The sequence below is a fragment of the Saccharopolyspora sp. NPDC045941 genome, assembly GCF_056431445.1.
Genome location: NZ_JBWKKU010000016.1, coordinates 44,012 through 65,191, shown reverse-complemented (window position 1 = coordinate 65,191; position 21,180 = coordinate 44,012). Strand labels below are relative to the sequence as shown.

General features: G+C 70.1%; 20 protein-coding genes and 2 riboswitches. Of the genes, 6 read left to right on the top strand and 14 right to left on the bottom strand.

Annotation, left to right across the window (positions count from 1 at the left end; all coding sequences use genetic code 11):
- Positions 1-232: 232 nt before the first annotated feature.
- Positions 233-1,402: an NAD-dependent epimerase/dehydratase family protein gene (locus tag AC07FN_RS15325; RefSeq protein WP_478396188.1), complete on the bottom strand. Its 1,170-nt coding sequence runs from the start codon at positions 1,400-1,402 to the stop codon at positions 233-235.
- A gap of 165 nt (positions 1,403-1,567) precedes the next feature.
- Between AC07FN_RS15325 and AC07FN_RS15320 the strand changes: the two genes are divergently transcribed.
- Positions 1,568-2,035 carry a GtrA family protein gene (locus tag AC07FN_RS15320; RefSeq protein ID WP_478396187.1) on the top strand — a complete coding sequence of 156 codons (468 nt, stop codon included), beginning with the start codon at positions 1,568-1,570 and terminating at the stop codon, positions 2,033-2,035.
- Here AC07FN_RS15320 and AC07FN_RS15315 read toward each other — a convergent pair.
- The 9 genes from AC07FN_RS15315 to AC07FN_RS15275 all read right to left on the bottom strand — a co-directional run bounded on the left by AC07FN_RS15315 (position 1,942) and on the right by AC07FN_RS15275 (position 9,774).
- Positions 1,942-2,757 carry a glycosyltransferase family 2 protein gene (locus tag AC07FN_RS15315; RefSeq protein ID WP_478396186.1) on the bottom strand — a complete coding sequence of 272 codons (816 nt, stop codon included), beginning with the start codon at positions 2,755-2,757 and terminating at the stop codon, positions 1,942-1,944. The genes AC07FN_RS15320 and AC07FN_RS15315 overlap by 94 nt on opposite strands.
- Before the next feature lie 3 nt (positions 2,758-2,760).
- A complete protein-coding gene (locus tag AC07FN_RS15310) occupies positions 2,761-4,182 on the bottom strand; it encodes a phospholipid carrier-dependent glycosyltransferase (protein WP_478396185.1) in 1,422 nt (473 codons plus the stop codon).
- Positions 4,179-5,132, bottom strand: coding sequence for an NAD-dependent epimerase/dehydratase family protein (locus AC07FN_RS15305; RefSeq protein WP_478396184.1), 954 nt, complete (start codon positions 5,130-5,132; stop codon positions 4,179-4,181). The genes AC07FN_RS15310 and AC07FN_RS15305 overlap by 4 nt, the downstream gene beginning before the upstream one ends.
- A 50-nt stretch (positions 5,133-5,182) precedes the next feature.
- The gene (locus tag AC07FN_RS15300; protein WP_478396183.1) at positions 5,183-5,620 is read right to left on the bottom strand and encodes an SRPBCC family protein; all 438 of its coding nucleotides are present in this window, start codon (positions 5,618-5,620) and stop codon (positions 5,183-5,185) included.
- 198 nt (positions 5,621-5,818) lie between these two features.
- Positions 5,819-6,649 (bottom strand): phosphoenolpyruvate hydrolase family protein, encoded by an 831-nt coding sequence (locus AC07FN_RS15295; RefSeq protein WP_478396182.1) that lies wholly within the window; start codon positions 6,647-6,649, stop codon positions 5,819-5,821.
- A gap of 8 nt (positions 6,650-6,657) precedes the next feature.
- Positions 6,658-7,860 (bottom strand): Tm-1-like ATP-binding domain-containing protein, encoded by a 1,203-nt coding sequence (locus AC07FN_RS15290; RefSeq protein ID WP_478396181.1) that lies wholly within the window; start codon positions 7,858-7,860, stop codon positions 6,658-6,660.
- A gap of 83 nt (positions 7,861-7,943) precedes the next feature.
- The gene (locus AC07FN_RS15285) at positions 7,944-8,246 is read right to left on the bottom strand and encodes a YbaB/EbfC family nucleoid-associated protein (protein WP_452617316.1); all 303 of its coding nucleotides are present in this window, start codon (positions 8,244-8,246) and stop codon (positions 7,944-7,946) included.
- 132 nt (positions 8,247-8,378) lie between these two features.
- A complete protein-coding gene (locus tag AC07FN_RS15280; protein WP_010306908.1) occupies positions 8,379-8,534 on the bottom strand; it encodes a hypothetical protein in 156 nt (51 codons plus the stop codon).
- 61 nt (positions 8,535-8,595) lie between these two features.
- A complete protein-coding gene (locus AC07FN_RS15275; protein ID WP_478391509.1) occupies positions 8,596-9,774 on the bottom strand; it encodes an acyl-CoA dehydrogenase family protein in 1,179 nt (392 codons plus the stop codon).
- A gap of 101 nt (positions 9,775-9,875) precedes the next feature.
- Here AC07FN_RS15275 and AC07FN_RS15270 point away from each other — a divergent pair, with 101 nt between their 5' ends.
- The 4 genes from AC07FN_RS15270 to AC07FN_RS15255 all read left to right on the top strand — a co-directional run bounded on the left by AC07FN_RS15270 (position 9,876) and on the right by AC07FN_RS15255 (position 14,898).
- Positions 9,876-10,502, top strand: a complete 627-nt coding sequence (locus tag AC07FN_RS15270; protein WP_478396180.1) for a TetR/AcrR family transcriptional regulator — start codon at positions 9,876-9,878, stop codon at positions 10,500-10,502.
- Between the two features lie 76 nt (positions 10,503-10,578).
- Positions 10,579-10,678: riboswitch (glycine riboswitch) on the top strand.
- Positions 10,679-10,778, top strand: a riboswitch (glycine riboswitch).
- Positions 10,779-10,893: 115 nt separating this feature from the next.
- On the top strand, positions 10,894-11,997 hold the full coding sequence (gcvT, locus tag AC07FN_RS15265; protein WP_478396179.1) for a glycine cleavage system aminomethyltransferase GcvT: 1,104 nt from the start codon (positions 10,894-10,896) through the stop codon (positions 11,995-11,997).
- A gap of 25 nt (positions 11,998-12,022) precedes the next feature.
- Entirely contained in the window at positions 12,023-13,303 is a 1,281-nt protein-coding gene (gene glyA / locus AC07FN_RS15260; RefSeq protein ID WP_478396178.1) for a serine hydroxymethyltransferase, read from the top strand.
- Between the two features lie 212 nt (positions 13,304-13,515).
- Positions 13,516-14,898 (top strand): amino acid permease, encoded by a 1,383-nt coding sequence (locus AC07FN_RS15255; RefSeq protein ID WP_478396177.1) that lies wholly within the window; start codon positions 13,516-13,518, stop codon positions 14,896-14,898.
- Positions 14,899-14,906: 8 nt separating this feature from the next.
- Here the strand turns inward: AC07FN_RS15255 and AC07FN_RS15250 are convergent, their stop codons facing one another.
- Both AC07FN_RS15250 and AC07FN_RS15245 read right to left on the bottom strand, forming a co-directional pair.
- Entirely contained in the window at positions 14,907-15,548 is a 642-nt protein-coding gene (locus tag AC07FN_RS15250) for a response regulator (RefSeq protein WP_452617322.1), read from the bottom strand.
- Positions 15,539-16,693: a sensor histidine kinase gene (locus tag AC07FN_RS15245; protein WP_478396176.1), complete on the bottom strand. Its 1,155-nt coding sequence runs from the start codon at positions 16,691-16,693 to the stop codon at positions 15,539-15,541. Before AC07FN_RS15245 ends, AC07FN_RS15250 begins: the two co-directional genes overlap by 10 nt.
- A 99-nt stretch (positions 16,694-16,792) precedes the next feature.
- On the opposite strand from AC07FN_RS15245, the gene AC07FN_RS15240 reads away from it, so the two are divergent.
- On the top strand, positions 16,793-17,440 hold the full coding sequence (locus AC07FN_RS15240) for a DedA family protein (RefSeq protein WP_478396175.1): 648 nt from the start codon (positions 16,793-16,795) through the stop codon (positions 17,438-17,440).
- A 1-nt stretch (position 17,441) separates the two neighbouring features.
- Here the strand turns inward: AC07FN_RS15240 and AC07FN_RS15235 are convergent, their stop codons facing one another.
- Together AC07FN_RS15235 and AC07FN_RS15230 are read right to left on the bottom strand one after the other, a co-directional pair.
- The gene (locus tag AC07FN_RS15235; RefSeq protein ID WP_478396174.1) at positions 17,442-18,563 is read right to left on the bottom strand and encodes an aromatic ring-hydroxylating oxygenase subunit alpha; all 1,122 of its coding nucleotides are present in this window, start codon (positions 18,561-18,563) and stop codon (positions 17,442-17,444) included.
- Between the two features lie 10 nt (positions 18,564-18,573).
- Entirely contained in the window at positions 18,574-21,012 is a 2,439-nt protein-coding gene (locus AC07FN_RS15230) for a GcvT family protein (protein WP_478396173.1), read from the bottom strand.
- Between the last annotated feature and the right edge of the window lie 168 nt (positions 21,013-21,180).

Sequence of the window (21,180 nt, the reverse complement as noted above, 5' to 3'; positions counted from 1 at the left end):
TCGCCGAGATCAACCGAAGGAGTTACTGTTCGGTAGACCGTGTGGAAGCCCCCCGACACACGGTAGGCGCCCCGGGTGCGAAGTCACGCTCCGCGCCCGGGGCACCGCTCCCCGTTACCGGCCGCGATCGACGGCGGCGACCGCGGCGTTAGTGCCCAAGTGTGCCCGGCCGCGTTGGTATATTCCAGCCGCCACGCGGCGCAGTCGTGGGCGCAGTTGCAGCACCCGTCGTTCAGCGATCCGCACGCAGCGGATTCGCGGCGTGGCGCCAGTTGACGGTCGGCCGCATGGCGGCGATGTCGACCCGCTCCTGGTACTTGTCCGCCACCCGGAACAGCGACTCGATGAGCGTGTTCGACAGCAGGTGCGGCTCCAGCCCCAGCTCGACCAGGCCGGTGTGCCGGACGTTGTAGTAGTGCTCGCCCTGCTCGACCCGCGGGTTGTCCAGGTACTCGAAATCGACCGGCCCCTCGTAGCTGTTGGCCACGATCTTGGCGATCTCCCCCACCGAGTACCTCTCGGTCATCTGGTTGAACACCCGGAACTCGCCGCGGTCGGCCGGGTTCTCCGCGGCCAGCCGGATGCATTCGACGGTGTCCCGGATGTCGATCAGGCCGCGGGTCTGGCCGCCGGTGCCGTACACCGTCAGCGGGTGGCCGAGCACGGCCTGGATGACGAACCGGTTGAGCACCGTGCCGAAGATCGCGTCGTAGTCGAACCTGGTCGCCAGCCGGGCGTCGCGCGCGGTCTGCGGCGTCTCCTGGCCGTAGACGACACCCTGATTGAGGTCGGTGGCGCGCAGGCCCCAGACCCGGCACGCGAACTCGATGTTGTGGCTGTCGTGCACCTTGCTCAGGTGGTAGAACGAGCCGGGCTTCTTCGGGTACAGCATCCGGTCGGTCCGCCCGTTGTGGGTGACCTCCAGCCAGCCTTCCTCGATGTCGATGTTCGGCGTGCCGTACTCGCCCATCGTGCCCAGCTTGACCAGGTGGATGTCCGGGTCGACCTGCTGGATCGCGAACAGCACGTTGAGGTTGCCGATCACGTTGTTCTGCTGGGTGTAGACCGCGTGCCTGCGGTCGATCATCGAGTACGGCGCGGCCCGCTGTTCGGCGAAGTGCACGACGGCGTCCGGCCGGAAGTCCGCGATCATCGCCTCGGTGAACTCGCCGTCGACCAGGTCCCCGTAGTAGGACTTGATCGACTTCCCGGAGACCTCGCGCCAGGCATCGAGGCGGACCTGCATGGGCTCGATCGGCACGAGGCTGTCCACGCCCAGCTCGTGGTCGTAGCCCCGGCGGGCGTAGTTGTCCGCGACCGCGACCTCGTGACCGCGGTCGGACAAGTGCAGAGCGGTCGGCCAACCGAGGTAGCCGTCCCCTCCGAGGACGAGGATTCGCACGCCTTAACTCCTCCAGTTCACCCGTTGGATACAAACACCGCGCATGGTCTCATCTCGTGACCATTCCATGACCGACTCCCCTTTTCCTTGCCCGGCACTGAGAATTCGCTGAGCCCGGACTCGGTATGGTGCGACCTGGCCCAATCGCACCGGAACGGAGACCGCATGGCGCAGCGGACCAGCACCAGGAGCCGGTACTGGCGGCTGCTCAGCCGCTTCGCGGCCGCGTCGGTGGTGGCCACCGGGATCAGCCAACTGGTCTTCCTGCTGTCCTACTCGCTCGGCGCCACGCCGGTGGCGTCGACCGTGCTGGCGTGGCTGTCCGGCGCGATCCCGAACTTCGTGCTCAACCGGCGCACCTGGGGCGGCGGCGGGCCGGCCGCGCTGCGCGGCGAAATCCTGCGCTACGGCGCGATCTCGGTGGGCACGGCGCTGCTGGCCGCGCTCGCCACGCACCACGCCGAGTCGCTGGCGAACGTGCTGTTCCCGGACGCCCGGGCCGGGCAGGTCGCCGTCGTCTGGGGCGCGTTCGTCGCGACCTACGCGGTGATGTTCGTGGTCAAGTTCTTCCTGATCGACCGGTTGGTGTTCCGGCGTTCCCGCCACCAGGTGCCGAGCACGACCCGCGCGTAGCGGTAGCCGTAGCGGAAGCTGCCGCCCTTCTTGCTCGCCCCGGCCGTGCGCGGCAGCATCCGCATCGGCTGCTCCAGCACCCGGTAGCCGCGGCTGAGCACGCCGACCAGCAGCTCGGACGACTGGTACTGCGGCTGCTCCAGGGTCACCGAGTTGGGCACCTCGGCCCGCATGCTGCGGAACCCGAACGACGTGTCCGTGATGTGCTGCCCGGTCAGCGCGGTGACCAGCCAGGCGAACACGTAGGTGCCGACGCGGCGGACCAGCGCCGGCCGCTCGTTGCTGCCCAGCCTGCGGGATCCCGTGACGAAGTCGGCGCGGTCGTCGATCAGCGGGTGCAGCAGCTTGGGCAGCTCCGCGATGTCGTACTGGCCGTCGGCGTCGGTGGTGACGATGTAGCGCGCCCCGCGCTCGGCCGCCAGGTGGTAGCCGAGCCGCAGCGCGGCGCCCTGCCCGCGGTTGGTGGGGACGACGCAGGTCTGCGCGCCGTGCTTCAGCGCGATCTTGGCGGTGTCATCGGTCGCGCCGTCGACCACCACCAGCTTGTCCACGTCCAGGCCGCAGCTGTAGGCCGGGATCCCGTCGAGTACCTCGCCGAGCGACTCCTCCTCGTTGTAGGCGGCGATCAGCACGACCACCGGCGCTAACGGCTGGTCGCCGTAGCGCGCGGCGTAGGCCTCCAGCGCCGCCCGGTCCACCTCGCTCGGGAAGGTCGTGGGCATTCTTCAACTCTCCTTCGGGGATTCGGGGCGCGCGATCAGGGCGGTCACGCCGAGCGCACCCGCGAGCGGGATCAGGATCAAGCCGGGCAACTGGTAGCGCCAGGAGAACTCCATCGCCGCGGCGGTGCCCAGCACGGTGGTCGCCAATCCGGCGGGCAGCAGGCACACCGCCCGCAGACCGGAGCCGCGGGCCCGGCCGACGCCGAGCACCGCGAGCGCCGAGATCACCAGCGCGCCGCCCAGGACGATGCCCGGCGTGTAACCGCCGCCGAGCTGGTAGGCGCGCAGGAATCCGGCCAGCGCCGGGTCGACCGAGTACGTGCCGTCGCCGTAGAGCTCCGTCCACTCCGCGACGTACCAGTCGGGGGCGAACATCGGGTAGACCGGCTGGAACTGCCAGCGGTCCAGCGGCACGTCGCCGGGGGTCTGGGTGCGGGTCGGGGCGAATCCCTTGAGGAAGTCGCCGGCCATCCCGCCGAGCACGTCCAGCGGCTGGTGCAGCAGCACCTTGCGGGTGAGCGAGCCCTGCGCGGCGGCGACGTCCATGTCCGCAGGCAGGAACTTCTCGACGTTCTCCTGGACGTTCCAGAAGTGGATGTAGAAGTCGATCCCGTTGGCGGCGCGGCGTTCCAGCGGCTCGTTCGGGCAGACGAGCTTCTCCTCGACCGTCAGGTCCAGGTCCTCGCACTCGGCGACCGCCGCGGCGCGGCCGTACAGCGCACCGCCCCCGGAGCCGCCGAGGCCCAGCGAACCCGTCCACGTCAGGTGGTACAGCGAGTAGCCGAACACGCCGGCCGCGAACCCGCCGACGAGCGCGCCGGCGGCGATCAGCCGCCGCGGCCAGCCCTCGCGCGGCCGCCAACCGGTGGCCAGCAGCACGAACACCGCGGCGGGAACCACCAGCGTCACGCCGACGACGCGCACCATCACCGCCGCGGCGAGCACGATCCCGGCCAGCGCGGCGAGCCTCGGTCCGGGCGCGCCCCACCAGGTCAGCACGTAGATCGCGGCCAGCAGCAGCACCTGGAACAGCAGATCGGACATGATGTTCTGCTCGATCTGCAGCTGGTAGGCGTCCAGCAGCACGGGCGCGGCGGCCAGCGCCGCGAGCCACGTCCTGGCCCCGAAACGCCGCAGCAGCGCGTAAATCCCGATGCCGAGCCCGAGGCCGAGCAGGTGCTGCACCACGACCACGAAGGTCAGGCCGCCGATCGCCAGCAGCGGCCACAGGAACAGCTCGTAACCGATCGGGTTGATGCCGCCCGGGAAGAACGCCCCGACGTCGTCGAGGTAGCGGAACGAGTCGATGTAGAGCAGCGCGGGCCGGTAGGCCAGCTGCACGACGATGCGCAGGGCCAGCCCGGCGAGCAGGAACAGCGCCAGCAACCAGTGCCGGCGGAGGGCGCGCGCGAGCGCCGCGCTCATCGCGCCCCGCGGAAGTCCGCCCAGACCGTGCGCAGACCCTCGGTGAGCTCGACGCTCGGGCGGTAGCCGAGCTCCCGCTGCGCCTTGGACACGTCCACGATCACCGCGGGCATCTCGCCGTTCTTGGCCGGCACGTGGGTGACCGGCACGTCCTCGCCGGTGGCCGCGCGGACCGCGTCGATGAGCTCCAGCACCGAGATCGAGCGCCCCGAACCGATCACCACGGTGCCGGTGTACTGCTCGTCCCACGCCGCGAGCACGCCCTGCACGACGTCGTCGACGTGCACGAAGTCCCGCGACTGCGAGCCGTCGCCGTACACCTCGACGCCGCTGCCGGCCGCGGCCGCGCGCATCAGCCGCGGGATGAAGCTGTCCTTGTGCCCCATGCCGGGCCCGTAGATGTTGGTGAAGCGCAGCGCGCAGGTGGCCAGCCCGTACGCCCCGGCGTAGCCGGAGAGCAGCATCTCGCACGCCGCTTTGGTGGCGCCGTAGGGCGTGAGCGGGCGCAGCGGCAGCGCCTCGGAGATGGTGCCGCGGCCGATGTCGCCGACCACCGCGTTGGTGGAGGCGAGCAGGAACCGCCCGATGCCGCGGATCCGGGCCAGTTCCAGGAGTTCCTGGGTGACCGCGACGTTGCTGGCGTAGGTCTCGGCGGGCTGGTCCACCGAGCGGAGCACCGAGGTGATCGCGGCCAGGTGGACGATCCCCGCCGTGCCGGCCGGGACCGCCGCCTCCCGCACCGCCGGATCCCGCAGATCGCCGTCGACGTGGGTCAGCAGCTCGCTGCGCAACTCGGCGGGCGGGTCCTGCAGGCCGACGGTGGTGACCGGCGTGCCGCGCTCCAGGAAGGCACGAACCACGGCTCTGCCGACGAAACCGGTGCCACCGGTCACGACGACGCGATCGGCCTGGGCAGTGTCTGCTTCGGGAGTAGTGGCGCTGCTTGGCACGCGCCCGACTCTAACCGCCGCCGAATTCGCCCCGGTTCACACCCTTCCCACTACTGGGCCAGGAATTCCCGGAGCCCGTTCAGCCCGGTCCGGTAGACGCCGTGCGCGAAGGTCTTGTCCATCTTCTCCTCGTCTGCGGCGTCGGAGTCCCAGTACGAGTACCACTCGACGAAGCTGTGCCCGGTGTCGGTGATCGGCGCGACCCGGATCGTAGAGCGGTAGCTGCGCACCGGGAACGGGCTTTCCACGAAGTCGTAGGTGTAGCTGCGCTCGACGTCGTCCAGCGACACCAGCCGTTCCCGGACCACGCCGCCGTCGGCGAGCGTCAGGTGCCGGACGCAGCCCACCGCGTCGGCGACGCCGCCGCCCTCGATCTCGCTGCCTTCGATCGCCGCGTGCCACCGCGGCAAGCCGTCGAAGTCGCGCACCACCTGCCACACCTGCTCGGCAGACGCCTCGATCACCGCGCTCGTGTAGGACTTCGCCACCGTTTCCTCCCAGTCCGTGTTTGTAAGCGGCGCAGCCGCTTAGCCCACCCTCGCAGCTTGCACCGCCGCGGGTTCTCAGAGGTCTTCTCACGAGGACAGCCCCGACGTGGTGAATTGGCATTCATGATGTCGGGGATCCCACAGCGAGAGGGCCTCTGAGGTTCCGCTACTCGCACCGCGAAGCAAGCCAACTACTTCCTATTTTCTCAGTTGTGTGAAGGCTTTCGTCCGTTCGGTCAGTGCTTGTTCGGTCGGCAGCCGCTCCATGCTGCTCGCGCCGTAGAAGCCGTGGCAGCGCTTGGTCCGGGACAGCACGTACCCGGCGTCTTCCGGTGTCGAGATCGGCCCGCCGTGGCAGAGCACCAGCACGTCGTCGCGCACTTCGGCCGCCGCCTGCGACCACTCGTCGATCAGGGCCACGCACTCGTCCAGCGGCTTGGCCGTCTCGGCGCCGATCGCGCCGCCGGTCGTCAGCCCCAGGTGGCACACGATGATGTCCGCGCCCGCCTCGGTCATCGCCCGCGCGTCGGCGCTGGAGAACACGTACGGCGTGGTCAGCAGGTCGGCCTCGCGCGCGGCGGCGACGAGCTCGACCTCCAAGTCGTAGCCCATGCCGGTCTCCTCCAGGTTCGCCCGGAAGGTGCCATCGATGAGCCCGACGGTCGGGAAGTTCTGGATCCCGGCGAACCCGAGGTCGCGCAGCTCGCCGAGGAACCGGTCGCGCAGCATGAACGGGTCGGTGCCGTTGACGCCGGCCAGCACCGGGGTGTGCCGCACCACCGGCAGCACCTCGCGGGCCATCTCGACCACGATGTCGTTGGCGTTGCCGTAGGCCAGCAGGCCGGCCAGCGAGCCGCGCCCGGCCATCCGGTAGCGGCCGGAGTTGTAGATGACGATCAGGTCGATCCCGCCGGCCTCCTCGCACTTGGCGGACAGGCCGGTGCCCGCGCCGCCACCGACGATCGGCTCGCCGCGCTCGACCTTGGCGCGGAACCGGCTCATCAGTCCGGCCCGGTCGAATCGGCTCATGCTCTCTCCTACCTGGTTCTCTCGGCAGATCCGGCGACTTCCCGGAACGCCGCGACCAGCGCGGCGGCGAACTCCGGATCGTTGACGTTGTGCGGCACCCGCTCGACCCGCCGGTCCCCGGTCTGCCGCACCTGGCCCTCCAGCGTCTCGAACAGCGCCGCGTCCGCCTCGGGGTCGTGGAAGGGCTGTCCTGGTGCGTCCAACATGGACACTCCACCGACCGGGAGGAGGAAGCGCACGGGGCCGTCGCAGGCGTTGAGCTTGGCGGCGATGAACTCGGCGATGCGCCGGCATTCCGCCGCGGACGTGCGCATCAGCGTGACCTGCGGGTTGTGCACGTAGAGGGTGCGGTCCCGGTACTGCGCCGGAACCGTGTCCAGCGCGCCGAAGTTCACCATGTCCAGGGCGCCGCAGGAGCCGACGTAGGGCACCCCGGTGCGGGCGATGGCGTCCAGCCGCTGCTCCCCCGCGCTCATCACGCCGCCGGCGATCAGGTCGCACACCTCGGTGGTGGTGATGTCCGCGACGGCGCGGATCAGGCCGTCGTCGACGAGCTTCTCCATGGCGCGACCGCCGGTTCCGGTCGCGTGGAACACCAGCGGGTCGTAGTCGGCGGTCAGCTGCTCGGCCACCGCCGTCACGCACGGCGTGGTGACGCCGAACATGGACAGCCCGACGGCGGGCTTGTCCTCGACCGCGGGCACCGGGCGCGTCACGGCGCCCAGCAGCGCGTGCGCGGCGTTCCCCAGCACCTGGCGGGAAATCCGGTTCAGCCCGGCGACATCGGTGACCGACGGGAACATCGCGATGTCGGTGGCGTCCACATAGGCCGAAACGTCGCCGGAGGCCACTGTGGACACCATGACCTTGGGCACGCCGACCGGCAGCGCGCGCATCGCGGGCGTGATCAGCGCGGTGCCGCCCGAGCCGCCGAGCCCGATGATCCCGGCGACGTCCCGCGCGGCCAGGAACCGCTCGAACGCCACGGCCATCGCGGCGACGGCCGAGCCCCGATCGCCGGTGAACACCGCGCCGGGCCCGCCCGGGTGGTGCGCGGCGACCTCGGCGGCCGGCACGTCCGCGTCGGAATTCCCGCCGGTGGTGGACAGGTCCACGGTGACCACGGGATGCCCGCCTGCGACCAGCGCGGCGACGTAGTGCAGCTCGGCGCCCTTGGTGTCGAAGGTCCCGACGACGTACGCGCTGCCCATTGGCCCTCCGCGGCTCGGAATCGAGTCAACCCCGCGAAACTCTACTGGCGGTGCCGCCCTCGCACAGTCGGCAGATCAGGCGACTACTGCTCCAGCCGCTTCTGCGCCTCGGCCAGGTTCCTGGTGACCTTCTCGATCGCCCGCTCGAAGCCGTCGCTGAGCTTGTCCAGCTCCGTCTCGAACGCCTGCATCGTGCGATCCGGCTTCCCGTTGACGTCGTCGAGGGCGGCGTTGACCGCCTCCCGAACGGCGGCCGCGATGGCCTCGACCCCGCTGCCCAGCAGCCGCGGCTCCAGGTGCAGCTCGTCGACCTTTCCGTCGGCACCGACGGTCACCCGTACGGCGCCCCCGGCAGCACTTCCCTCGCCACGGACGTCGTCCGCCATCACGTGCCCTCCCAAGTCCGAACCTTCCACGACCATCTCACAAGCCCCATGCACCGCATGCCTACACACAGTAGCGAGTCCGATGAAACAGCCCCCGGTGCGGACACCGGGGGCTGTCGTCAGGGCAATCGGTCAGTGGCTCTTGCCGTCCTTGCCGAAGAACTTGTTCTTGACCTGGTCGATCTTCTCCTTGTTCTTCGGGTCGGAGGCGTACTTCTTGGCCTGGTCGATCACCTTGCGGCCCTGCGGGCTGCTGGCGAAATCGGCGACCTTCTTGAACAGAGACATCGTCGCTCCCGGCGGTTCGGAGTCACGGCTACCACCAGGCTACCGACAAATCGGTCATGAATCAGCCGAGCACGCCGCTGATGGATGCGTGACCCTTCAGCAGGTTCCGCGCCACGGTACGACGCTGGATCTCGTCGGTGCCCTCGAAGATGCGCAGCAGCCGCAGGTCGCGGTACCAGCGCTCGACCGGCAGCTCCTTGGTGTAGCCCATGCCGCCGTGCATCTGCAGGACCCGGTCCACGATCTCGTTGGCGCGGGTGGCGCCGAAGAGCTTGGCCACCGACTGCGCGTGGCGGGAGTCCATGCCCTGGTCGACCTGCCAGGCCGCCTGCAGCACGAGCCAGCGCAGCGCCTCGATCTCCACCGCGGAGTCGGCGATCATCCACTGGATGGCCTGGCGCTCGGCGATCGGCTTGCCGAAGGTCTCGCGGGTCTTGGCGTATTCCATGCCCATCTCGACGAGCCGCTCGCAGGCGCCGAGGGCGTGCGCGGGCAGCAGGTAGCGGCCGCGGCCGATCCACTGCATGGCGAGCTTGAAGCCCTGGCCGACCTCGCCGAGCACGTTGTGCTCCGGGACCCGCACGTTGTCGAACACCAGCGCGGCGGGCTGCCGCTCCCACGGGCCCATGATGTCGATCGGCTCGGACTTCCAGCCCGCGTCGCGGTCGGCCAGGAAGCAGGTGACGCCTCCGTTGGCGCCCTTCTCCCGGTCGGTGACGGCGAAGACCATCACGAAGTCGGCGTCGATGCCGCCGGTGATGAAGGTCTTCTCGCCGTTGATGACCCACTCGTCGCCGTCCTTGACGGCGGTGGTGCGCAGGTTCTTGGCGTCCGAGCCGGCGCCGGGCTCGGTGATCGCAAAGCACGACTTGCGGGTGCCCTCGATCGTCGGGAGCAGGTAGCGCTCCTTCTGGTCGTCGTTGGCGTAGTACAGGATGTTGTCGGCGTAGCCGCCGAAGCGGAACGGCACGAAGGTGCGGCCGAGCTCGACCTCGATGAGCGCCGTCATCACCGCCGACAGGCCCATGCCGCCGTACTCCTCGGGCGTCTGCACGCCCCAGAACCCGGCCTGCTTCGCCTTGTCCTGCAGTTCCCGCTGCTCGTCCTTGGTCAGGCCGCGTTCCCCGGCGCGCTCGCGGCGCAACACCTCCTGTTCCAGCGGCACCAGTTCGCGCTGGACGAAGTTGCGCACCCAGTCGCGGATGTCGCGTTCTGTGTCGGACAGCGAGAAGTCGACCATCGCCGGATCCTTTCCTGCGGCCAGCTAACTAACGTCGTTAGTTTTGTGGCAGCCTAAGGCGGTCCCGGCGAGCGCCGCAAGGGATCCGGCGAGGAGAAGACGTGCCCAGACCGACCACCCCCCGGCTGTCGCCGGAACGCATCCGGCGGATCGGCCTGGAGATCATCGACGCCGACGGCCTCGAAGCGCTGTCCATGCGGCGGCTGGCCGAACGGCTCGGCGTCCGCGCGGCGTCGCTGTACAACCACGTGTCGACCAAGGACGAGCTGCTGCACGAGATAGCCGACGACGTGATGGCCGCGGTCGACGTCTCCGGCTTCGACGCGGGCTGGACGACCGGCCTGCGCACCTGGGCGCGCTCCTACCGGGCCGCCCTGATCGCCCACCCGAACCTGGTCCCGTTCCTGGCCTACGGCCCGGCCCGCCGGGAGAACGCGCTGCGCCGGGCGGACGCGGTGCACGGCGGCCTGACCAGGGCAGGCTGGCCGCAGCGCTACGCCACGATGATCGGCGCCTCGACGAAGTACCTGGTGGTGGGCTCGGCGATGGGCTCCTTCGGCGGCGGCTTCCCGGACGACGCGGCGCTCTACGGCGACCGCTTCCCGCACCTGAACAAGGCCCACCTGCTCCGCGAGCACGCGGCGGAGATCGACGCCGACAGCTTCGAGCTGGCCCTGGCCGCCCTGGTCGACGGCCTGGAGAAGCAGTACGGCGAGCTCCCCGCCTGAGATCACTCACCCGCCCGGTTGACGTGGGTCACGCCGGTTCGTAGCGTCCTGTTCGCACAACCGAATACCGCGCCCACGACGTCGTGCGGGAGAGACTCCGGCCCGTTCCGGGACCGGAGCGCCGAAGGAGCAATTCTCCCCAGCAAACTCTCAGGCACCGGCACCGCACGGCACCAGGCGAACACGGAGAAAAGCAGAAGCGCCCGCTTCTCGCCCACGGTGCAAGCCGCCCCTCGCGGGCGGCGAAACTCTCAGGCCAATGACTCCGGGGAGACCGCCCAACCAGCGCAAGCCCGCGCAGGTCGAGGTCGAGGCATCCCCGATAAGGTTGGGCTCAGTGAGCTGACCGGCCCTCGACTGCCGACCGGCGCCCACCAGGAGGAGTCTCACCATGTCGTCGCCACGACAGACGCCCTTGCACCACGTGCACGAAGCCCTCGGGGCGACGTTCACCGAATTCGCCGGCTGGCGGATGCCGCTGCGCTACTCGGGCGACACCGCCGAGCACAACGCCGTGCGCACCGGCGCCGGCCTGTTCGACCTGACCCACATGGGTGAGATCCGGATCAGCGGGCCGCAGGCCGCCGAGGCGCTGGACTACGCGCTGGTCGCCAACGCGTCCGCGATCAAGCCCGGCCGCGCCCGCTACACGATGATCTGCAACGCTGCCGGCGGCGTGCTCGACGACCTGATCGTCTACCGGCTCGGCGACGAGGAGTTCCTGGTGGTGGCCAACGCGGCGAACGCCGCCGTGGTCTCCAGCGAGCTGGCCGAGCGCATCGGCGGCTTCGACGCCGAGCACCAGGACGTCTCCGACGACTACGCGCTGATCGCGGTGCAGGGCCCGAACGCGGTCGCGATCCTCGCGCCGCTGACCGACACCGACCTCGCCGAGGTCAAGTACTACGCGGGCTACCGCAGCCGGGTCGCGGGCAAGGACGTGCTGCTGGCGCGCACCGGTTACACCGGCGAGGACGGCTTCGAACTGTTCACCGAGCCCGGCGACGCCGAGGCGGTCTGGCAGGCGCTGACCGAGTCCGGCGCCGAGCACGGCCTGCAGCCCGCCGGGTTGTCCTGCCGCGACACGCTGCGGCTGGAGGCCGGCATGCCGCTGTACGGCAACGAGCTGTCCGCCGAGCTCATGCCCTTCCACGCCAACCTCGGCCGGGTGGTCAAGCTGGACAAGGCCGGCGACTTCGTCGGCAAGGACGCGCTGGCCGCCGCGGCCGAGAAGCCCACCGAGCGCACGCTGGTCGGCTTGAGCACCGAGCAGCGCCGGGCACCCCGGCACGGCTACCGCGTGCTGGACGCCGACGGCGCCGAGATCGGCGTCGTGACCAGCGGCGCCCCCTCCCCGACGCTCGGCCACCCGATCGGGATGGCCTACGTGGACCGCGACCACAGCGAACCCGGCACGCAGCTGCAGGTCGACATCCGCGGCAAGGCCGTCGCGGTGCAGGTCGTCGAGCTGCCGTTCTACCGCCGCAATGCCTGAAGAGAAATACACAGGAGGCAACACCATGTCGACACCGGACCTGTTCAACGACCAGCTGGCCGCGGTGGACCCCGAGGTGGCGGCGGCGGTCGGCGCCGAACTCAACCGCCAGCAGAGCACGCTGGAGATGATCGCCTCGGAGAACTTCGCACCGCAGGCCGTCCTCGAGGCGCAGGGCTCGGTGCTGACGAACAAGTACGCCGAGGGCTACCCGGGCCGCCGCTACTACGGCGGCTGCGAGCACGTCGACGTCATCGAGCAGCTGGCCATCGACCGGGTCAAGGAGCTCTTCGGCGCGTCCTTCGCCAACGTGCAGCCGCACTCGGGCGCGCAGGCCAACGCGGCTGCGATGTTCGCGCTGCTCAAGCCGGGTGACACGATCATGGGCCTGGACCTGGCGCACGGCGGTCACCTGACCCACGGCATGCGGATCAACTTCTCCGGCAAGCTCTACAACGTGGTGCCGTACCACGTGCGCGAGGACGACCACCGCGTCGACATGGACGAGGTCGCCAAGCTGGCGCGGGAGAACAAGCCGCAGCTGATCATCGCCGGCTGGTCGGCGTACCCGCGGCAGCTGGACTTCAAGCGGTTCCGGGAGATCGCCGACGAGGTCGGCGCCTACCTGATGGTCGACATGGCGCACTTCGCCGGCCTGGTGGCCGCCGGGCTGCACCCGAGCCCGGTGCCGCACGCGCACGTCGTCACCACCACCACGCACAAGACCCTCGGCGGCCCGCGCGGTGGCGTGATCCTGTCGGCGGACCAGGAGTTCGCGAAGAAGTTCAACTCGGCGGTGTTCCCGGGCCAGCAGGGCGGGCCGCTGGAGCACGTGATCGCCGGCAAGGCGGTGTCGTTCAAGGTCGCCGCGTCGCCGGAGTTCGCCGACCGGCAGCGCCGCACCGTGGAGGGCGCGCAGGTCCTGGCCGAGCGGCTGCTCGCCGACGACGCCGTCAAGGCCGGCGTGCAGCTGGTCTCCGGCGGCACCGACGTGCACCTGGTGCTGGTGGACCTGCGGGACTCCGAGCTGGACGGCAAGCAGGCCGAGGACCGGCTGCACGAGATCGGCATCACCGTCAACCGCAACGCGGTGCCCAACGACCCGCGGCCGCCGATGGTGACCTCCGGGCTGCGCATCGGCACCCCGGCGCTGGCCACCCGCGGCTTCGGCAAGGAGGACTTCGCGGAGGTCGCCGACGTCATCGCCGAGGCGCTCAAGCCGGGCTTCGACGAGTCGGCGAGCGCGAAGCTCCGGGAGCGGGTGGAGGCCCTGGCCGCCAAGCACCCGCTGTACCCGAACCTCTGACAGGTGATCGGCGAGTAGCCCTCGAACGCCGCATTTCGGTCTGCAATGACCGAAATGCGGCGTTTCACGCTACTGTGTCCTAAGTGGACTATGTTGGAACTGGGAAAAGGCTCGATTTCAACTGTGCCCAATCGCTTGCAAGCACTGCCCGAATGCCGGATTATCTGCGCAGTTTCAGCGAAACACGCTGGCGATTAAGGAGTCACGCTTCGATGAGCCAACCAGAGGCCGAGGAGTACCGGAAGGATCTGAGTACCCGGCACATCAACATGATCGCGATCGGCGGGGCGATCGGGGTCGGGCTGTTCCTCGGCTCCGGCAAGGCGCTGCACCAGGTCGGGCCCGGCCTGATCCTGATCTACGCGATCGCCGGATTGATGATCTTCTTCGTGATGCGGGCGCTCGGCGAGCTGCTGATGTACCGCCCGGTGAGCGGATCGTTCGCGGAGTACGCGGGCGAGTTCGTGGGCCCGTGGGCCAAGTTCGCGGTGGGCTGGGGCTACTGGCTGGTGTGGATCGTCACCGGCATGGCCGAGATCACCGCGGTCGGTGAGTACTTCCAGTTCTGGTTCCCCCACGTGCCGCAGTGGATCCCCGCCCTGGGAGCGCTGATCGTGCTCTCCGGCGTGAACCTGATCGCGGTGAAGCTCTTCGGCGAGTTCGAGTTCTGGTTCGCCCTGATCAAGGTGCTGGCCATCATCGGCCTGATCGTGCTCGCCGCCGCGATCCTGGTGTTCGGCTTCAGCGACCTCGGGGACACCGCGTCGCTGAGCAACATCTGGTCCCACGGCGGGTTGTTCCCCAACGGCGCGGCGTCGTCGCTGCTGGCGTTCCAGATCGTCATGTTCGCCTTCGTCGGCGTGGAGATGGTCGGCCAGACCGCCAGCGAGAGCAAGAACCCGCAGAAGGTCCTGCCGCGGGCCATCAACTCGGTGATGTGGCGGATCCTGATCTTCTACGTCGGCGCGCTGATCGCCCTGACCGCACTGGTGCCGTGGAACCAGTTCCCGACCACCGGCAGCCCGTTCGTGCACGCCTTCACCCTGATCGGCATCCCGGCCGCCGCCGGCGTGATCAACTTCGTGGTGACCACCGCCGCGCTGTCGTCCTGCAACAGCGGCATCTACTCCACCGCTCGGATGCTGCGCACCCTGTCGGAGGACCGCCAGGCACCGCGCTCGGTGGGACGCCTCAGCGGCCGTGCGGTGCCCGCGCGGGCCATCGGGATCACGTTCTGCGCGATGCTGATCGGCGTGGTGCTCAACTACTTCGTGCCGGAGCAGGCGTTCACCTACATCACCAGCGCCAGCACCGCCGGCGCCATCTTCACCTGGGGCATGATCGTGATCGCGCACCTGGTCTACCGGCGCAAGGTCGCCCGCGGCGAACTCCCGGCCGGGCCGTTCCGGATGCCGCTCGCCCCGTACTCCAACTACGTCGTGCTGGCCTTCCTCGCGTTCGTCGTGGTGCTGCTGGCCTTCGACGCCGAAACCCGGATCGCGCTGTACATCACCCCGGTGCTCGCGATCGCGATGGTGATCGGCTACCTCGCGGTGCGCAACAAGCAGCCGCAGCAGGAGTCCGCGAACAGGTGAACGCCTGATCAGGATTCCAGGTAGTGCAGGACGGCGAGGACCCGGCGGCTGTAGCCGGTGGTGCGGGCGAGGTCGAGCTTGTCGAAGATCGCGTTCGCGTGCTTCTCCACCGCGCTCTGCGAGATGTGCAGGTGGGTGGCGATGCCGGCGTTGGTGCGGCCCTGCGCCATCTGTTCGAGGACGTCCCGTTCGCGGGGCGTCAGCAGCGACTGCGGATCGCGGTCGCTGCCGGACAGCAGGCGCCGCACCACCTCCGGGTCGAACGCCACTCCCCCGTCGGCCACCCGCTGGAGGGCGTCGAGGAACTCGTCGACCTGCACCACCCGGTCCTTGAGCAGGTAACCGACCCGCGCGGTGTCGCCGGTGAGCAGCTCGACCGCGTAGCGCTTCTCCACGTACTGCGAGAGCACCAGCACACCGACGGCGGGGAACCGGCGCCGGATCTCCAGCGCGGCGCGCAGGCCGTCGTCGGTGTGCGTGGGCGGCATCCGGACGTCGACGACGGCCACGTCCGGCTGCCACGCCGCCACCTCCGAGAGGAGGCTCGGCGCGTCCCCGACGGCGGCCACCACGTCGTGCCCCTCCTCCGCCAGCAGGCGCACCAGTCCTTCGCGCAGCAGGGTGGAATCGTCGGCCAGGATCACCCGCACGGCAGCTCCGCGACGATCGTCGTCGGACCACCGACGGGACTGTCCACTGTGAACTTCCCGTCCAGCGCCGCGACGCGGCGGGCCAGGCCGGAAAGCCCCGCGCCGCGCACCGATGCGCCGCCGGCGCCGTCGTCGTCGACCCGAACCACGAGCCACCCCTCTTCCCGTTCGACCCGGACGGTGACGATACCCGCGCCCGAGTGCTTGGCCGCGTTCGTCACGGCCTCCGAAACCACGAAGTACGCCACGGCCTCGACCTCCACGGCCGCCCGCCGCGCCACCTCGTACCGAAGCTCGACCGGCATCCCGGCACGCTCCACCAGCGCCGCCAGGGCCGGGTGCAGGCCCCCGGCGTCCAGCGCGGCCGGGTAGACCCGCCACGCGACATCGCGGAAATCCCGGAGTATTTCCTGGGATTCCTCGTGCGCCTGGCGCAGCAGCTCGGCGGCCCGGTCGCCGTCGTCGGCGCGCCGGGCCCGGCCGATCAGCATGCCCAGCGCCACCAGCCGCTGCTGCACGCCGTCGTGCAGGTCGCGTTCGATGCGGCGGCGTTCCTCGTGGATCGCGGCGACCACATCGGAGCGCGTGGTGGAGAGCTGTTCGACCCGTTGCCGGAGCTGCTCGGCCCGGTCCGGCTCCAGGAACCGCTCGCCGAGCGCGCGGTCCATGACCGCGATGCCCGCGAGCCCGGTCAACGCCAGGAAACCGAGCACCGCGCAGAAAACGATCAGGTAGACCGTGAGCCAGAACTTCTCGATGCCGGAACGGCCTTCCAGCGGATCCCCGGCGGTGGTCCAGAGCTCGACGAGTTCGACCAGCATGCCGACCGCGCCGTAGGCGATCAGGAAGAGCACGATCGCACCGAGCAGCCCGACCGCGCAGCGGGCCGCGAGATACCGCAGCGCGCGAGCGCCGTCGGGCCGCCCGGCATGGCTGCTGTCCAGGTACTTCGCCAGGCGCCGCCGTTCGAGTCCGGTCAGCGCCTGCGCCCCGGCGAACGACAGCGAGGCGACCCGGGCTCTCAGCCTGGGCGAGATCAGCAGCCCGGTCAGCGCCAGACCGGTCGACAGCACGAAGACGAGTTCGGCCAGCGCCGTGCCCGCACCGAGCACGACGCCGAGGAGCACCCGCAGCCATCGACGCATGATCCGAGCCTAGCCACGGCGGCAACCTGCGGTTTTCCACAGGTGGGTCGCCGGGAAACCGCATTCCGCGCGGTGCCGCGGATTCCTAGCGTTCGGATCATGAACTTCCTCGCGCAGCCCGGCACCGCCCAGACGGATGGACTGGTCGGCTGGATCACCGGGCTCATGGACACCATCGGCGGCCCCGGCGCGGGGCTGGCGGTGGCACTGGAGAACCTGTTCCCGCCCATCCCCAGCGAGGTGATCCTGCCGCTGGCCGGATTCGCCGCGAGCCGGGGCACGATGAGCCTGCTCGGCGCGATCCTGTGGACCACGCTCGGCTCGCTGACCGGCGCGGTCGTGCTGTACTACCTCGGCGCGTGGCTGGGCCGCGACCGCACCCGCGCGATCGCGGCGAAGCTGCCGCTGGTCAAGGTGTCCGATGTGGACCGGACCGAGGCGTGGTTCGCCCGGCACGGCACGAAAGCGGTGTTCCTGGGCCGGATGGTGCCGATCTTCCGCAGCTTCATCTCGCTGCCCGCCGGGGTGGAGCGGATGCCGATGACGGCCTTCCTGGTGCTGACCGCGCTCGGCAGCCTGATCTGGAACACCGCGCTGGTGCTGGCCGGCTACCTGCTGGGGCAGAGCTGGTGGATCGTCGAGTCCTACGTGGGGATCTTCCAGAAGGTCATCGTCGTCGCGGTGGTCGTCGCGATCGTCTGGTTCGTGGCCGCGCGGGTCGTCCGGATGCGCAAGGCCCGGGCGTGACTCACGGTTCGAGCTCGGCGCGCAGCCACTCGTGGAACTCGCCGATGTGGTGTTCCGAGGGCACCAGCACGCCGCCGCTGGCATAGGCGCGGGAGCTCATCGCCGGCTGGCAGCGCTCGCAGGCGTCGAAGTCCTGCTGGTTGACCCGGTGGAACAGCTCGACCGAGCGCGACACGTCGTGGCCCTGCTCGACCACCTCCGGCGCGTACAGCCAGTCGCACTCGACGAGCGTGCGGTCGGCCGCGAGGGGGAACATCCGGTGCACGATCACGTGGTCCGGCACCAGGTTCAGGAAGACCTGGGGCCGGACGGTGATCGCGTAGTACCGCCGGTCGTGCTCGTCGCCGACGCCGTCCAGCCGCCCGAACCCGCCGCTGCCGTCCACCGTGAACCCCTCGACGTCCGAGCCGAACTCGGCGCCGTGGCCGACGTAGTACTGGGCGGCGTAGCCGTCGGCGAACTCCGGCAGGACCTCGGTGAGCTCCGGGTGGATCGTCGCGCAGTGGTAGCACTCCATGAAGTTCTCGATGATCAGCTTCCAGTTGGCCCGCACGTCGTAGCTGATCCGGCGGCCGAGCGCGAGCCCGTTGACGCCGTAACCGCCGATCACGTCGTCGCCGCCGAGCCGCCCGGAGACGGCCTCGATCACGGTGTCCTCGAACGACGGTGGTTCATCAGCCAAAAAAACCCATGCGTAGCCGAGCCATTCGCGCAACGCGACCGGGATCAGCCCGTACCGCGTCCGGTCGACGTCCGGCATCGAGGTGAGGTTCGGCGCCGCGATCAGCTTGCCGTCGGTGCCGTAAGTCCAGGCGTGGTAAGGACATTGGAAGGATCGCTTCACCTGCCCGGCGTCCGCGACGCACAGCTGCGCACCGCGGTGGCGGCAGATGTTCAGGAACGCTCGCAGGACGCCGTCGCGACCCCTGGCGATCAGCACGCTCTCCCGTCCCACCTGGACGGTCTGGAACTGCCCGGCCGCGGCGAGGTCGGCGACGCGCACGGCGCAGAACCACATCGCGCCGAAGATCCGGTCCTGCTCCAGCGCGAACAGCTCGGGGTCGGTGTAGTAGTGGCCGGGCAGCGTGGAGATGAGGCTGGACTCCTGGTCCGTGGTCGTCATGGTGTCCCTTTCAGCTGCGCAGATGCTTCATCTCGGGGTCGAACAGCGGCTCCTCGGCGACCACCGCGGGCACCTTCTCGCCGAAGTACTCGATCTCCACGTCGTTGCCGGGCACGGCGAGCGAGCCGGGCAGCCAGGCGTACGCGATGCTCTCGCCGATGCTGTAGCCGTAGGCCGCGCTGGTGACGTAGCCGACCGGAGCGCCGTCGGCATGGACGGGCTCGGACCCCATGACCACGGTCTCCTGGTCCTTGATCAGCAGCGGGCTCAGCCGGCGGCGGGCCTCGCGTCGCTGCAGCGCCTCGCGGCCGAGGAAGTCCTTGTCCATCCGGACGGCGAACCCGACACCGGCCTCGAACGGATCGTGCTCGGTGGTCATGTCCGCGCCCCACGACCGGTAACCCTTCTCCAACCGCAGGCTGTTGAAGGCGCTGCGACCGGCGGCGATGATCCCGTGCTGCTGCCCGGCGTCCCACAGCTCGTCCCAGAGCCTGCGCCCCTGGTCGGCGTCGGTGTACAGCTCCCAACCGAGCTCGCCCACGTAGGACAGGCGCATGGCGGTCACCGGGACACCGCCGACGAACGCGCGCTTGTTCTTGAAGAAGCCGAAGCCCTCGTGCGAGAAGTCGGTGCTGGTCAGCGGCTGCACGAGGGCGCGAGCGAGCGGACCCCACACGCCGATGCAGCAGGTCCCGCCGGTGATGTCCCGGACCTGCACCCGGCCGTCGTCGGGCAGCTGCCGCCGCATCCAGGCCAGGTCGAGGTTCCCGTTGGCGCCGACCTGGAAGCGCTGCTCGGACAGCCGCGCCACGGTGAGGTCGCTGCGCACCCCGCCGGCGGCGTCCAGGGACAGGGTGTAGGTGACCGAACCGGGTTTCTTCGCGAGCTGGTTGGTGGTCAGCCACTGCAGGAATTCCAGCGCCCCGGGCCCGGTCACCTCCAGCCGCTTGAGCGGCGTCATGTCGAACAGCGCGACGCGCTTGCGGGTGACCAGGGCCTCGGCCCCGGCGATCGGCGACCAGAACCGCGAGGCCCAGTCCCCGCGAACGGGCACCTCCTCGACCTCCGGCAGCCCGGCGTTGGCCGCGTACCAGTGCGGGCGTTCCCACCCGGCGGCTTCGAGGAACTCGGCGCCGAGCTCCTGCTGCCGCTCGTAGAACGGGCTCGTCCGCATCGGCCGCGGTTCCTGCCCGGGTTCGAGCGGGTGCAGGATGTCGTAGACCTCGACGAAGCTGCGGCAACTGCGCGCGTGCACGTATTCGGGGCTGCGCTGCGCGGGTTCGAACCGGTTGAGATCGCACGAGTGCAAGGACTCCGCGGGCTGCCCGTCGACGAGCCACTGCGCCATCGCCCGGGCGACCCCGGCGGAGTGCGTGATCCACACGGCCTCGGCCAGCCAGAACCCGCGCAGGTCGGGATGCTCGCCGAGCAGCGGCATCCCGTCCGGGGTGAAGGAGAACAGGCCGTTGATCCCTTCCGCGACCTCGGTGCCGGCCAGCGCGGGCAGCAGCGAAACGGCCTCCTCCCAGCCGGGCCGGAAGTCGGCGGCGGTGAACGGCTCGATCGACGGCATCTCGGCGGTCTGGCCGGGGGCGCGGATGTCGCCGGCATCGATCGGCAGGGGGCGGTGCCCGTAGTAGCCGATGCCGATGCGGTCGACGTGCTCCCGGAAGTAGAGGTCGCCGTCCTGGTGCCGCAGGATCGGCAGCCCGGCCTCGGTCCGCTCGTCGTTGCGCCCGGCGATGGCGGCGACCGGCCCGGTCTTGGCGTACTGGTGCGCCATCGGCACGAGCGGGACGTCGAGGTCCACCAGCGCACCGATGCGAGGCCCCCACATGCCGACGCAGGAGATGACGACGTCGGCGGCGAACCGGTCCTGTTCGGTCACGACGGCGGTCACCCGCCCGCCGCCGCGCTCGACGGAAACGACGCGCTGCCCGGGCAGGAACCGCGCGCCCCGAGCGATCGCACGCCGCGCCTGCGCTTCGGCGGCGCGCACCGGCTTGGCCAGCCCGTCGGTGGGAATGTGCAGCCCGCCGAGGATCCGCGCCGGATCGACCAGCGGGTGCAGCTCGGCGCACTCGTCGGGACCGATCAGGCGGCTCTCGACGCCCCACGAGGTGAGCCAGCCGTGCCGCCGCTCGACCTCGTCCCAGCGCGCCGCGGAACCGGCCACCTCGAGCCCGCCGAGCTGCCGGAAGCACCACTCACCGTCGAGGTCGAGACTGCGGTACTTGGCGGCGGTGTAGGCCGCGAACCGGGTCATGGTCCGGCACGGGTTGGCCTGGAACACCAGGCCGGGGGCGTGCGAGGTGGAGCCACCGGTGGCGAACAGCGGGCCCTGTTCGAGGACGGTGACGTCGGTCCAGCCGCGTTCGGTGAGCTCGTCGGCCAGCGAGCAGCCGACGATTCCGGCTCCGATGACGACCACGCGGGGTTGGTTGCCCATGAGGCCTCCTGGGTGGGTGCGTCGACGCCGGCAGCACGGGGTCACCGGCTCAAGAAGCAGCAGGGATTTTGTTGCGCGATGCGCGCCGAGTTTCGAGGAGAGCAACACCGTCGCCGGTAGCGCCGGGGGCCGTCAAGAGCGCACGACGGGTTTTTCGGCCGTGTAACA

What these genes read in the sequence shown, in the direction of transcription:
- AC07FN_RS15320 (WP_478396187.1), top strand. Translation starts at nt 1,568, where the DNA reads ATGGCGCAGCGGACCAGCACCAGGAGCCGGTACTGGCGGCTGCTCAGC.
- AC07FN_RS15315 (WP_478396186.1), bottom strand. Translation starts at nt 2,757, where the DNA reads ATGCCCACGACCTTCCCGAGCGAGGTGGACCGGGCGGCGCTGGAGGCC.
- AC07FN_RS15310 (WP_478396185.1), bottom strand. Translation starts at nt 4,182, where the DNA reads ATGAGCGCGGCGCTCGCGCGCGCCCTCCGCCGGCACTGGTTGCTGGCG.
- AC07FN_RS15295 (WP_478396182.1), bottom strand. Translation starts at nt 6,649, where the DNA reads ATGAGCCGATTCGACCGGGCCGGACTGATGAGCCGGTTCCGCGCCAAG.
- AC07FN_RS15290 (WP_478396181.1), bottom strand. Translation starts at nt 7,860, where the DNA reads ATGGGCAGCGCGTACGTCGTCGGGACCTTCGACACCAAGGGCGCCGAG.
- AC07FN_RS15285 (WP_452617316.1), bottom strand. Translation starts at nt 8,246, where the DNA reads ATGGCGGACGACGTCCGTGGCGAGGGAAGTGCTGCCGGGGGCGCCGTA.
- AC07FN_RS15280 (WP_010306908.1), bottom strand. Translation starts at nt 8,534, where the DNA reads ATGTCTCTGTTCAAGAAGGTCGCCGATTTCGCCAGCAGCCCGCAGGGC.
- AC07FN_RS15275 (WP_478391509.1), bottom strand. Translation starts at nt 9,774, where the DNA reads ATGGTCGACTTCTCGCTGTCCGACACAGAACGCGACATCCGCGACTGG.
- gcvT (WP_478396179.1), top strand. Translation starts at nt 10,894, where the DNA reads ATGTCGTCGCCACGACAGACGCCCTTGCACCACGTGCACGAAGCCCTC.
- glyA (WP_478396178.1), top strand. Translation starts at nt 12,023, where the DNA reads ATGTCGACACCGGACCTGTTCAACGACCAGCTGGCCGCGGTGGACCCC.
- AC07FN_RS15255 (WP_478396177.1), top strand. Translation starts at nt 13,516, where the DNA reads ATGAGCCAACCAGAGGCCGAGGAGTACCGGAAGGATCTGAGTACCCGG.
- AC07FN_RS15245 (WP_478396176.1), bottom strand. Translation starts at nt 16,693, where the DNA reads ATGCGTCGATGGCTGCGGGTGCTCCTCGGCGTCGTGCTCGGTGCGGGC.
- AC07FN_RS15240 (WP_478396175.1), top strand. Translation starts at nt 16,793, where the DNA reads ATGAACTTCCTCGCGCAGCCCGGCACCGCCCAGACGGATGGACTGGTC.
- AC07FN_RS15235 (WP_478396174.1), bottom strand. Translation starts at nt 18,563, where the DNA reads ATGACGACCACGGACCAGGAGTCCAGCCTCATCTCCACGCTGCCCGGC.
- AC07FN_RS15230 (WP_478396173.1), bottom strand. Translation starts at nt 21,012, where the DNA reads ATGGGCAACCAACCCCGCGTGGTCGTCATCGGAGCCGGAATCGTCGGC.